The following is a 12696-nucleotide window of genomic DNA, read 5'->3' as shown; positions in this document are numbered from 1 at the left end:
AATGCGGCAGATCGGTGCGACACATTGTAAGGGCGCGACCGCCGGTTGCGGTCATCAAAGCTGCGGCATCCAGGTCGCAATTGATGGGGTGATCATGTGGGGATCCATCATATCGGAATGGGCGAGCCTGCTGCTGCGCTGGCTGCACGTGGTGGCGGCGATCGCCTGGATCGGCAGTTCCTTCTACTTCATCGCCCTCGATCTCAGCCTGAAGCCGAAGACTGACCTGCCGGACGGCGTGCAGGGCGAAGCCTGGCAGGTCCATGGCGGCGGCTTCTACCGGATCATGAAATATCTGGTGGCTCCGAGCCAGATGCCGGAGGAGCTGACCTGGTTCAAATGGGAGGCCTACACCACCTGGCTGTCCGGCTTCGCGCTGATGGTGGTGGTGTACTATCTCGATGCCGACCTGTTCCTGGTCGACAAGTCGATTCTCGACCTCACACCGATCCAGGCCGGGCTGTTCAGCTTCTGCAGCCTGGCGCTGGCATGGCTGCTCTATGAGGCGGCCTGCCGCACCGGGCTTGCGCAGCGCGAGCTGCCCTTTGCCATCGGCGGCTATCTGTTCCTGGTCGCGCTCACTTACGCCTTCACCCACGTCCTGAGCGGGCGCGGCGCCTTCAACCAGATTGGGGCGATCATCGGCACCATCATGGTCGCCAACGTGTTCGCATTGATCATCCCGAACCAGAAGAAGATCGTGGCCAGCCTGATCGCGGGACAGGCGCCCGATCCGAAGCTCGGCAAGGCCAGCAAGGAGCGCTCGGTTCACAACAACTACCTGACCTTGCCCGTCGTCGTGCTGATGATCAGCAATCACTATCCTCTGCTCTACGCGACGCGCTTCAACTGGATCATCGTCGCGATCATTCTGGCGCTCGGCCCCGTGATCCGCCACTTCTTCAACGAGCGGCACGCGGGGCACAAATCGCCGTGGTGGGTGTGGGGTGTCGCCGCATTGGGCGTGATTGCGATCCTCTTGCTCTCCGCCGCAGGCCCGCGCGAGGTCAAGACGGGCGCGCTGTCGGCACAGCCGACGCGCGCCAATGTCGAGGAGATCGTGATGTCCCGTTGCAGCATGTGCCACGCGGCAGAGCCGGTCTGGGCCGGCATCGTGACCGCGCCCAAAGGCATCTTGCTCGACGCGCCCGAGCACATCCATCGCAACATCCGCCTGATCGGCCGCGTGGCGGCGTGGTCCAATGCGATGCCGCCGGGCAACATCACCGACATGACCAGCGAGGAGCGCGCCATTCTCGCCGCCTATATCGAGCAGGCGCAGTGACGCCATCGCGCGTCGATACCGCATTTCGCGAAATGAAATTCCGCATCTAGCGCCGATTTGAAAATGACTTGATCGCCTATCCGGCGTAGACAGGGCCAGCGGCCGCTGGCGCGGTCCAGATCGAAATTTGCATTTGCTGCGGGGAAAGAACAGTGGCCCTCAAGAACATCATCGGTATCGACCACGCCGTGGTCATGGTTCGGGACCTCGACAAGGCCGCCGAAAACTACAGGCAGCTCGGTTTCACCCTGTCGCCGCGCGGCACCCACAGCGCGCATATGGGCACCGGCAACTACACCATCATGTTCGACCCCGACTATATGGAGCTGCTCGGCGTGCTGGTGGCGACTGAGCACAACGCACCGGCCCGCGCCTTCGTCGACAGGCACGGCGAGGGCATCGAGCGCATCGCCTTCACGGCGATCGACAGCGCAGCCGGCGCCGAGGAGATCCGTGCGCGCGGCCTGACGCCGATCGGCCCGACCGATTTCGAACGGCCGGTGACGCTGCCCGATGGCACGATCTCGGCTGCAAAATTCCGCACCTTCATGTGGCCGACCGCTGAGGCGCCCGGCGGCGTGCGCATCTTCGCCTGCCAGCACAAGACCCGCGAGACGGTGTGGATTCCTGAATTGATGAAGCACGCCAATGCGGCGAAGCGGATCAGGCAGACGCTGATCGCAACGCCCGAGCCCGCGCAGGATGCGGCGCATCTCGGCCGCCTAATCGACCGCGAACCGAAGGCGGAAGCCGACGGTGCAGTCGCCGTGCCGTCCGGCGGCGACCGCGCCGACTTCGTCTATCTGACGCTGGACCAGCTCGGCAGACGCTATCCCGGCGTGCCGCTCACCGGCCTTTCCGCGCGCGGTGGCGCCGCCCTGGTCCTCGTCAGCGGCGATCTCGCAGCCACCGAGAAGGCGTTGGGTCCGGCTGCGTTGCGCAGCGGGGCCGCGATCTGCGTGCCACCGGCCAAGGCCAACGGCACCCTGCTCGCCTTCGTTGCCGGCTGATTTGAACTAATTCTTTAACAAGCGTTTACCGGGCAAGCCTAGGCTTTTCGGGCTTTTCACGCCGCCCGAGGCCAAGCGCATGTTCAAAGAGGAATCGCCGATCGCCTATGACGCGCCGGCCGAACTGAAGAAGTGGCCGTCGCTGAAAGGCGAGAGACAGAAGGACCGGGGTCCGCCCTATCTCGTCTACAACGGCACGCTCGCCGACTGCGTTCGCGTGCTCATGGATAAGCCGATCAAGGGCATTTCGCTCTATGACATCATGACGAAGCCGCAGCCGGCTTTTGAGCAAACGGTGCTGTCGCCCGGCGACGCCGCCGAGATCGCGATGCGCAAGGATTTTCCCAAGGACTAGCTCGAAGCCCGCTTCGCGGCCGGTTTTCCCTGCTGCTTTAATGAGGATTCCGTCGGCGCATCGAGGAAGACGACCGGCGCGAAGGCCCGCGCCGTGCGCCTCGCATCGAGCGAGCCCTGATCCGCTACCGCAAGCAGATCCTCTCGCGTGACGCCCCCTACTCCGCCTTGATGTTCGCGGCCGCGACGACCTCGGCAAGATCCGTCGTCTCCTTGGCGATCTTCGCGGCGTAGTCGGCCGGGCTGAGCACGCTGACGACGCCTTGCGACTCCAGGCGCTCCTGCAACGCCGGATCCCTGGCGGCGGCGACGATCTCACGGTGCAGCGTCTCGCGGATCGGCGCGGGCACGGCCTTCGGCATGAAGAAGCCGACCCAGAACGAGATATCGAAGCCGGGATAGCCGGCCTCCGCGACGGTCGGCACGTCAGGCAGCGCCGGCAGCCGCTCGGCCGATGACACCGCAAGCGCGCGCAGCTTGCCGGCCTTCACCAGCGGGACGGCGGACAAGGGATCGAACACCGCCAGGACCTCCTGCGCGAGGATGCCGACCTCGGATGCCGCGCCGCCGCGATAGGGCACGTGAATCAGCTTGATGCCGGCCTTCTGGCTGAGCAGCTCCATGGCGAGATGGGCAAGGTTGCCGTTGCCGCCCGAGCCGTAGGCGAGCGCGCCGGGCGCGGCCTTCGCCGCCGCGACCAGATCGGCGACGGTGTTGATGTTGGCCGTTTTGGGATTCTCGGGATTGACCACCAGAACGAGCGGCGCCGAGATGACGGTGGTGAGCGGCGCAAAATCGCCTTGCGGATCGTAGCGGGCGTCCTTGAACAGCGTCTTGTTGAGCGTGATCGTGGACGAGTTACAGGCGAGGATGGTGTAGCCGTCCGCGTCCGCGCGCGCCACGCCCTCGGCTGCGATCATGCCGTTGGCGCCGGCGCGGTTCTCGACCACGAAGGGTTGGCCGAGCTTGTTGCTCAGCCGGTCGCCGACGATGCGCGCGACCACATCGACCGGGCCGCCCGCGCTGAAGCCGACCATGATCTTGACCGGACGCGTCGGATATTTCTGCGCGAGAGCCTCGGTCGTCACGCACAATCCGGCGACAATCGCCAGCAGGCGAAGCGTTCGTTGCATTCGTTCTCTCCCCGGACCCGCGCTGCCGCTTTTGCATGGTGCGGCGCCTCTGGAGATCATGATTAGCGGTCGCGCCGGATTTCGCAATCGCGTTTGCACGCCGGCATTCCGTCGTGCGGCACGCGAGAGCCGCATCCAAACAAAAAATGCGAAAACAACCCCATGCACAGTAGCCGGCCCCTGTCAGGACAAGGACTTGCGCAGGACAAGAACCTTCGGATACCACGAAATGCAGTTTGACACGTCGGGCAAAACACCGGCATGATGGCATCATCGCAACAATCGCCAGCGTCCAGGCCGCCCGCTCCTCGGGCGACTCGCCGCGATCGCGCGCAAGCCTCTCATCGACATCTCAAAATTCGTAGCCGCGCAGCACGCGAGCGGTCGTTCGCGCACCTGCGCCGGTAAAGGACACGACACATGACGACATCCCCCGATCGCCACACCACGCCGCCGGTTGCGGCAAACGATCGCAGCGACCCGGCTGCGAGCCCGCGCGTCAAACTCTACAGGCGGCGCATTGCCATCGATCATCCCGACCCGAGAACCGGCGAACGGCTGCTAGCCGACGCGCTCGGTGCCGTCGACCGTGACGCGTTGCAAGGCATCCTGAAGCAATTGGTGAAGGCCAGCGTGACTGCGCAGAAGCCGGACGAGGCCAATCTCGCCTTCATGATCTCGATGATGAAGAGCATCGCGCCGCGGGACTCCATCGAGGCCATGCTGGCGGCACAGATGGTCTCCATTCACGTCCTGGCGATGCGCTGCGCCCATCGCCTCGCCTTCGCTGACGACATCCCGCGGCAGGACAGCGCGTCACGCGCGCTCGCCAAGCTGGCGCGAATCTTTCCGGCCCAGGTCGAGGCGCTCAACCGGTACCGCAACAATGGCGAGCGGGCGATCACGGTGGAGAGTCTGACGGTGCAGGATGGCGCAGGAGCCATCGCGAGCCACCCCGTCCAGCACACGGGCATGATCGTAACGGAGCAAAGCGTCGCGGACACGCCGATGGGAGCAGGATCGGTCTCGCCTCGCGAAGCCGGCGAAGGCGAACATGAACTGGTCGATGCCGCACAAGGTGCCACCGCATGAGCGGCGATCACCCCCGCAACATGGCTGCGATGCTGGCGAGTCCGCGCTGCGGCGCCAGGACACGCAGCGGCAGCGCCTGCCTCGCGCCGGCGGTGCACGGCAAGACCCGCTGCCGCATGCATGGCAGCGCCGCGAGATCAGGCGCACCGAAGGGAAATCAAAATGCGCGGAAGCATGGGCTATTCACGCAGGACCGGATCGCAGAACGAAGGGCGATACGGGCGTTGCTGGGCGAGACGCGGAAGCTGCTGCAGGAGCTGGGCTAGGCCGTGTGCCCATAAACCCCGCGGCGTGATGCGAAGGCTACGTCTGCGTTGCCCCAATAGCGACCAGGTTCGTGCGGCAAGGCAAGAGGTCGCGATGGGCCAGAAGGCGACATTTATTCAGATCAACTCGGGGATGCACTTGCAAAACCAAGAATCGCAACCTTAGCGCCGTTTGCCACGAGCATGAGATCGATCAGCTCAACGGGATGCTCTAGATCGGCAGGCTCTCGCGGCCGAGCGCGAGCGGCTGATCAAGTCGGTTGAAATGATAGCGCGGAGATAGTGTGGTGGATTGTGCCTTCGGCCATCTACACGAAAAACGACTCATTCACCGAGGAGCTTGAAAAAGCCCTTCGAGAAGGAATGAAGCGGTTCGGAACGGCGTTCGAGTTTGGCGCGAAGAACCGCGCCCTCCCAACCGATCCAGAAGAACTCGGCAAGCCAGTCGCAATCTTGGTTGGAAGAGATTGCACCAGTAGCCTGGGCAGCTCTCAAGCACTTGGCAGTGCGCTGCTGCCAGTCGATGAACACATCGAACAGCTGCTGGCGAAATGATTGTGGAAGTACGCTCATCTCCTGCCCAAGATTGCCCACCAAACAGCCTCGCGCATAACGGAAGCGCTTCATGGCGGACGTAGCATCGTCGGTAAAACTTCTGAGCCTTTCGAGCGGGGAATGCTGCTCGTTCAGGAAGAAGCTGTCGAGCTTTCGCGAAAAGTAGCCAGCGTAGCTGTCGATCAGCTCCGCTCCAAATGCCTCTTTGCTCGGAAAGTAGTGGTAGAACGACCCCTTTGGCACGTCGACGCTCCGCAAGACTTCCTCGATCCCCGTCGCGGAATAGCCCTTCTCCGTCAGCATAACGACACCTGCACGGACAAGCGCGTCACGGGTCGCGCTGGTGCCGGCAAGTTCCTTAGGAGGTCGCCCGCGACGGCGGCGAGGCAGCGTCTTGCTCATGCAAATCGTAATAGACCGATCGTCTAGAAGAAGCAAACTGCCCGTGATGCGGCGTTCTGCAGGTGGCGGAAACCCTCTCACTCCATCCACCAGTTCGGTGGTAGGCCTAGGCTCCGGCTTGGCTCACTCAACGTGGCTCGGCATTCGTTGGTGCGGGCGCGAACAGGTTAGTCGACGCGGCTTCCTGAACGATCACTGCCGCGTCTTCCGGCAGCAGAAACCCACGCGCTAGCAGATCCTGGGCGGCGATCCGGATCCGGTTCACGTAATCGTCGCGGCCGTGATAGCGCTCTTCGATCGACGGGCGGGCGTCACCGGTACGCTCTCGTTCCGCTTTCGTCGCTGCGAATGGCGAGAAGGACCCGATCAGCATGCAGGTGAATGTCTGCGGCTGGTTCTGGGCGCCATTGGTGCCGGTCGGCACCGCGACATCCGGCAGCCGCACGCCGCCGAGCGCATTGCCGTCCTGATCGCGCTTTGGCACTTGTATCACTGCGGCGGAAAGCCGAGTCGGGGCGCGCAGCGCAGGTGGCTCGCCGCCCGCGGCTTCAAGCGACATCAGCTCGCTGGCGGGCGGCTTGGTGCCGCGGCTTACCCAGGCATCAAGGTGCAGCAGGAGGGCCCGCGACAGCGGCGACCAATCGAGGCGGCCTGGCGTCAGTGTGCAGGCCGGTGCCTTGGGGGCGGGTATATGCGGGCCTCCCGCGATATCGTACATCCGCACATTGGCGGGCAGTGGCTGATCCGCGGTTCCGGACGCGCCCGTGCGGCCAAGCGAAGCGCGCAGCGAATAGTAGTCCGTGGTGGAGCTCACGAGTATCATCCTCGGAGGCACCTCGCCGCGCGCCTCGACCTTGGCCGTGATCTCCCCGATCGTGAGCGGTCCGTCATTCACGCCGGGAAAATCCGGGTTGTCGAATGTTGGAGCCCCCTCGGCGCTCGACATTGGTCCAAGGCCCGTCTGCAGGATCGGTAGAAGGCCAGCGGCCGAGACGAACACATGCATTCCGTCGAAGACGCGCCGGTTGCCCATCATGTTGAAGCCGTTCAGGAGAAAGGTCTTCAGGAATCGTCCATCCTGCGACCTGCCGCTCGCGAGCACGCGGTTGATCGCTCCCTTGAGCGGGTTGGGCGTTCCACCCTTGTCAGAAGCTGCATGCGCGAAGAAATCCGCGGCATCGCGGACGATCGCAAAGCCCACTCCCTCGACGAACCGTGTCTTGCCATCGGCGTCAGCGAACGAAGGCAGGTCCGCACTCTGTCCAAGCTCCCAAAATACCTCCGCAACCGCGAAACCATGGTCTTGAAGAAAGCCGGTGCCCTGCTCCAGCGTGCCCGGGAGAAACCGCACGTCGCGTGGCGAGTTGTAGATCGCCTCGGCCCAGACTTGCCCGCGGTTGGGTACGTCTACCAGCAACGCGCCGTTTTCCCCGCGCGGAGCCGCCGGCATCATGAGAATGACCTTCGCCGCGTAGTCGACGCGCCCGCGTTCATTGCGCGGCGCCTTGTTGATCCCAGGGATGGCTTCTTGCGGCGATAGGTCGCCGCGGATCTTGCCCTGCCAGATCACATAGTCGCCGGCGCGAAATGTGCCGTAAGGCTGCTTCGACGTGAACTCGATCCGGGTAACTTCTGCGCTCACTGGCCGCGCCGTAGAGATCAGGCTGAACAAGCAAAACAAGAACATCACAATTCGCCCGTTTCGACGGTGCGGCATGAGAATTCTCCATAGGGGATAGCGGCTGGTTTCGAGCATTTTTTGATCACGACACGCCGTATCAGAACGGACATGATGGACCGGCAACTTTTTCACCGGTCCATCGCCTATGGCGAAGGCCTTCTCACTCCATCCAATAGTCGATGTCCGTCTGATTTGCATTGGTGCCGGCCTTCGGCTCGGACGGGCCATGACTGCTGATGATGCCACGCATTCTGGCGAGGCTACCCGTGCCACCGGTAATGACGCCCGATGTCATGTTCGTAAGTTTCCCATCTCCACTGCTTTGAGCGACCAGAGATGTCCTGACAAAAAACTTCTCCCCGTTCTCCAGTATCCAAACGTTGTAGATGAGAGCCGGACCGTTGTTGTCGATGTAGTCCGACATGCCGCGTGTCCACTGCTCCTTCAACCTCGATCCGTTGATAAGGGGGGCATCGTCACCATAGGTCCGCCGAATTTCGAAGAGCCGAGCTTGATGTCCCGGAATGTCGCCAACGTCGATGACGTGTTGTTGGGTGTATACCGTCTGAGTTGCCGGCGTATCATAGCTGACGTGGTGCTTTTGCTGCGCAATGGCCACCGGCGCGGTTAGAGCCATTGCGAGAGTGATCATCATTCCAAGCGCGATACTGCGAAACATGCGTGACCTCTCATGCTGAAATCCACCCAACCATGAAGATATGGTCGGACGATGTTTGTTGAAGATTCCCTCATCAACCAGTCAGCGCTCGGTAGCGACCGAGCCCCAACCAAAGCTGATTTCACCGCGCTTTTCCGAGGTGCCATACATTAGACCGATCGTCTAGTATTCGGCTTGGCTGCAAGCGATTTCGCCCATCAATCTTTTTTGACAGCGCTTTGTCGGACAAGGCCGGCGGAGCGCTCCATTCGCGCCGCGCAGAGGGCTGCGCGGGGTCAAATCGGTTCGCTGCGGGTGGGCTTTACCAACTCGGCACCATTTAATCCCGTTGTTACCTCGACAATCCGATCGTTTCGCCGAGCTTATCCCGATGTGGATCTGACGCTGGAGGAAGCAAGCACATCCCGCCTCCTTGCGGGCCTTCGGGAAGGAGAGCGGGACGCGGTGTTCCTGCGCCCCGATGAGGGCGAGGACGATCTACAGTTTCGGCGTCTCTCCAACGAGCCGATGCTCGTCGTATTGCCCGCAAGCCATCCGGTGGCGAAGTCGACTGAAATCGATCTTATCAGGCTGAAGGGGGATCCGCTCATTCTGACGCCGCGCGGATCGGCCTGGGTTGACACAGTCATCGCGGCCTGTCGGCGGGCGGGCTTCGAGCCGACCCTCGGGCAGTCCGCGCCGCAGATCAGCTCTGTCGTCAGCCTGGTGGCAGCTGAGCTTGGCTTTTCGCTCGTGCCGGCGTCAATGCGCCAGCTTCATGTAACCGGCGTCACCTATCGTGAGGTCAAAGGGATCGCTCCAATCGTGCGCTTGGCTCTGGCGTTCCGGCGTGGCGAGACCTCGAAGATCGTCCGCAACTTCATTGCCCAGGCGGTGGCGTGAAGCAGGGGGAGACTGTCAGACGGAAGCTGAAATGCTGATCGTCAAACGGTCCGACAATCACGAAAATCAGGTACAACCAGTCCGAATTTGCGCATGGTTAGCCGCCGCGCGTTGGCCATGCATACATGAGCCAGATCGCCGCGCTCGCCGTCGTCGGCGCGGATGTCAAACAGTCATTCTGCCGCAAAGACCCTTGATTTCTTCGGGTCCAGCTTTTCGACGACGTCCAGATCGCCGTCGTCGACAACGTCCTCTTCCTGAGGATCGCTTCCTGCGTGTGGTTTCGGACTGAACCATTGCGAGACACGGTCCAGATAAAGATAGACAACCGGCGTGGTGAAGAGCGTCAGGACCTGGCTGACCAAGAGACCGCCGACCATGGCGTAGCCGAGCGGTTGACGCAGCTCCGAGCCGGTGCCGTGGCCGAGCATCAGCGGCACGCCGCCGAGCACCGCCGCCATCGTGGTCATCAGAATCGGACGGAAGCGCAGAAGGCATGCCCTTCGAATGGCCTCAACCGGCGACAGGCCCTGATCCCGCTCCGCCGCGATCGCGAAGTCGACCAGCATGATGCCGTTCTTCTTGACGATGCCGATCAGCAGGACGAGGCCGATCAACCCGATCAAACTGAAGTCGAAATGGAAGATGAGGAGCGTCGCCAGAGCACCGACACCGGCCGACGGCAGGGTCGACAGAATCGTCAAGGGGTGAATGTAGCTCTCGTAGAGCACGCCGAGAATGAGATAGACCACGATCAGCGCCGCCACGATCAGCAAAGGCACAGAGGAGAGAGACTCCTGGAATGCCTTCGCCGTGCCTGCGAAAGTCGAGGTGATCGCGGCCGGCACGTTCATCTGCTGTTCCATCGCGTCGATCGCCTGCGTCGCCTGGCCGAGCGCGACGTTGGGCGCGAGATTGAAGGAGATCGTCACCGCAGGAAACTGGCCCTGGTGATTGATGGCCAACGGCCGCACTGGAGCCGTGGTCCACTTGGTGAACGCCGACAATGGCACCTCTCCCCCCGTCGTCGGTGAGCGGAGGTAGATCTGCTCCAGCGTGGACGGATTCTTCTGGAGCGAGGGCAGCACCTCGAGGACGACATAGTAGGTCGACAATTGGGTGAAATATGTCGCGATCTCCCGCTGCCCGAATGCGTCATACAGGGTCGCGTCGATCACGTCGGGCGTGATCCCGAAACGCGCGGCCTGATTGCGGTCGATCGACAGCGTCAGCGTGGTGCCTGACGTCTGCTGGTCGGACGCGACGTCGCGAAGCTCGGGCATCTCCTTCATCTTCGCGAGCAGCTTCGGGGCCCATGTGTTGAGCTGGTCCATGTCGGTCGACTGCAGCGTGAACTGAAATTGCGTCCGGGAGGCCCGGCCGCCGACACGAACGTCCTGCGCCGACTGGAGATAGAGCCGCGCGCCCTGGACCTTCGCCGTCTGGACCTGCAGACGACGGATGACCTGGTCGGCCGAGTCGGTGCGTTCATCCCGCGGCTTCAACGTAATGTACATCGTGCCGTCGTTGAGCGTATTGCCGCTTCCGCCCATCCGCATCGCCATGTGGTCGATCGCAGGGTCCTTCAGCACGATCGCGCCGATCTCCTGCATGTGCTTCGCCATATCGGCGATCGACACGTCCTGCGACGTTTCGACGACTCCGGTGATCAGCCCGGTATCCTGCTGCGGAAAGAACCCTTTGGGGATGATCACGAAGAGATAGACCGTCAGCGCGATCGTCGCGAAGAACACCATCAAGGTGATGAAGCGGAAACGCAGCACGAGGTCGAGGCCGCGCGCGTAGCCGTTCACGAGGGCCTGGAACATCCGCTCGCTGAGCATATAGAGCCTGCCGTGATGCTCCTCGTCGTGCGATTTGAGGAAGCGCGACGCCATCATCGGCGTCAACGTCAGCGATACCAGGGCCGACACGGCGATCGTCATCGCGAGCGTCACCGAAAATTCGCGGAACAGGCGGCCGATGATCCCGCTCATCAGCAATAGCGGAATCAAGACCGCGATCAGCGAAACGGAGATCGAGATGATCGTGAAGCCGATTTCGCTGGCGCCCTTGAGCGCGGCGGCCATCGGCGTCTCGCCCTCCTCGATGTAGCGGGTGATGTTCTCCAGCATCACGATGGCATCGTCGACCACGAAGCCGACCGCGATGGTGAGGGCCATCAGTGACAGATTATCGAGGCTGTAGCCGGCTATCCACATCAGCGCGCAGGCGCCCAGCAGCGCGAGCGGAACCGTGATCGACGGGATGATGGTGGCCCAGACGCTGCGCAGGAAGACGAAGATCACCATCACGACGAGGCCGATCGTCAGCAGCAGCGTGAACTGCACGTCCTTCACCGCCGCGCGGATCGTCTGCGTGCGGTCCGACAGCACCGAGACCTTGATGGCCGGCGAAATGCCGGCCTGCAGATGCGGCAGCTGCTTCATGACGCTGTCGACGGTGTCGATGACGTTGGCGCCGGGCTGCTTGAAGATGACCAGGAACACCCCGGGCTTGCCGTCGACCCAGCCGTACTGGGTATTGTCCAGCGGCGCACTGACGGCATGGCCGATGTCGCCGACACGGACGGGACTGCCGTTCCGATAGGCGATGACGATGTCGTTCCAGGCCTCGGCCTTGGTGAACTGATCGTTGGCATAGACGGTGTAGGTGCGCGTGTCGCCGTTGAGGGTTCCCTTGGGATTGTTGACGGTGATCACCGAGAGCGGGGTGCGCACATCCTCCAGCGACAGGCCCTTGGCGACCAGCTTGGCGGGATCGATCTGGACACGGATCGACGGCGCCTGCTGTCCACCGACACTGACCTGGCCGACGCCGCTGATATGGCTGATCGCCTGCGCGAGCTTGGTGTAGGTCTCGTCGGACACCTGCGTCATCGGCAGCGTCGTCGAGGTGGCACCGAGCGTGAGAATGGGCGAGTCGGCCGGATTGACCTTTCTGTAGGTCGGCGGGGCCGGCATGTTCTTGGGCAATTGCCCGCTCGCGGCATTGATGGCGGCGAGCACGTCGGAGCCGGCGCCATCGATGTTGCGCGAGAGATCGAACTGCAGAACGATCTGGGTCGAGCTGGTCTGGCTCTGCGACGTCATCTCCGAGACGCCGGGAATGAGCGCAAACTGCGATTCGAGCGGTTGCGCCACCGAAGAAGCCATCGTTTCCGGATCCGCGCCGGGAAGGTTGGCGGAGACCTGGATGGTGGGGAAGTCGACTTCCGGCAGCGGCGCCACCGGCAATTGCGGATAGGCGATGATCCCGACGAAGACGATGCCGACCATCAGCAGCGACGTCGCGATGGGGAGGCGAATGAAGGGAGCCGAGATACCGCCAGCCATG

11 protein-coding genes are annotated in these 12696 nt (G+C 62.8%); 6 read left to right on the top strand and 5 right to left on the bottom strand.

What is annotated here, in order from left to right; all coding sequences use genetic code 11:
* Positions 1-94 precede the first annotated feature (94 nt).
* From AB7535_RS04265 to AB7535_RS04255, 3 genes are all read left to right on the top strand, one after another.
* Entirely contained in the window at positions 95-1285 is a 1191-nt protein-coding gene (locus tag AB7535_RS04265; RefSeq protein ID WP_085404562.1) for a urate hydroxylase PuuD, read from the top strand.
* Between the two features lie 152 nt (positions 1286-1437).
* Positions 1438-2295: a VOC family protein gene (locus tag AB7535_RS04260; RefSeq protein ID WP_085404508.1), complete on the top strand. Its 858-nt coding sequence runs from the start codon at positions 1438-1440 to the stop codon at positions 2293-2295.
* Positions 2296-2374: 79 nt separating this feature from the next.
* Positions 2375-2650 (top strand): hypothetical protein, encoded by a 276-nt coding sequence (locus tag AB7535_RS04255; RefSeq protein ID WP_085404509.1) that lies wholly within the window; start codon positions 2375-2377, stop codon positions 2648-2650.
* Between the two features lie 157 nt (positions 2651-2807).
* Here the strand turns inward: AB7535_RS04255 and AB7535_RS04250 are convergent, their stop codons facing one another.
* Positions 2808-3782: a Bug family tripartite tricarboxylate transporter substrate binding protein gene (locus AB7535_RS04250; RefSeq protein WP_085404510.1), complete on the bottom strand. Its 975-nt coding sequence runs from the start codon at positions 3780-3782 to the stop codon at positions 2808-2810.
* Positions 3783-4202: 420 nt separating this feature from the next.
* On the opposite strand from AB7535_RS04250, the gene AB7535_RS04245 reads away from it, so the two are divergent.
* Positions 4203-4874, top strand: a complete 672-nt coding sequence (locus AB7535_RS04245) for a hypothetical protein (protein WP_085404511.1) — start codon at positions 4203-4205, stop codon at positions 4872-4874.
* Entirely contained in the window at positions 4871-5140 is a 270-nt protein-coding gene (locus AB7535_RS04240; protein ID WP_085404512.1) for an HGGxSTG domain-containing protein, read from the top strand. Before AB7535_RS04245 ends, AB7535_RS04240 begins: the two co-directional genes overlap by 4 nt.
* Before the next feature lie 324 nt (positions 5141-5464).
* Here the strand turns inward: AB7535_RS04240 and acuR are convergent, their stop codons facing one another.
* The 3 genes from acuR to AB7535_RS04225 form a co-directional block, all read right to left on the bottom strand.
* Positions 5465-6097, bottom strand: a complete 633-nt coding sequence (gene acuR, locus AB7535_RS04235; protein ID WP_085404513.1) for an acrylate utilization transcriptional regulator AcuR — start codon at positions 6095-6097, stop codon at positions 5465-5467.
* A gap of 127 nt (positions 6098-6224) precedes the next feature.
* Complete coding sequence (locus tag AB7535_RS04230) at positions 6225-7910, bottom strand: alpha/beta hydrolase domain-containing protein (RefSeq protein WP_135215063.1); 1686 nt, start codon at positions 7908-7910, stop codon at positions 6225-6227.
* A 28-nt stretch (positions 7911-7938) separates the two neighbouring features.
* On the bottom strand, positions 7939-8457 hold the full coding sequence (locus AB7535_RS04225) for a hypothetical protein (RefSeq protein ID WP_085404515.1): 519 nt from the start codon (positions 8455-8457) through the stop codon (positions 7939-7941).
* Positions 8458-8631: 174 nt separating this feature from the next.
* Between AB7535_RS04225 and AB7535_RS04220 the strand changes: the two genes are divergently transcribed.
* Positions 8632-9339 carry a LysR substrate-binding domain-containing protein gene (locus AB7535_RS04220; RefSeq protein ID WP_085404516.1) on the top strand — a complete coding sequence of 236 codons (708 nt, stop codon included), beginning with the start codon at positions 8632-8634 and terminating at the stop codon, positions 9337-9339.
* Between the two features lie 173 nt (positions 9340-9512).
* On the opposite strand, the gene AB7535_RS04215 is transcribed toward AB7535_RS04220, so the two are convergent.
* Positions 9513-12695, bottom strand: a complete 3183-nt coding sequence (locus AB7535_RS04215) for an efflux RND transporter permease subunit (protein WP_439037227.1) — start codon at positions 12693-12695, stop codon at positions 9513-9515.
* Position 12696: the final 1 nt, after the last annotated feature.

The sequence above is a fragment of the Bradyrhizobium sp. 956_D2_N1_4 genome (assembly GCF_052076025.1).
Classification (GTDB): domain Bacteria; phylum Pseudomonadota; class Alphaproteobacteria; order Rhizobiales; family Xanthobacteraceae; genus Bradyrhizobium; species Bradyrhizobium barranii.
This window is presented reverse-complemented; position numbering and strand designations above follow the sequence as displayed.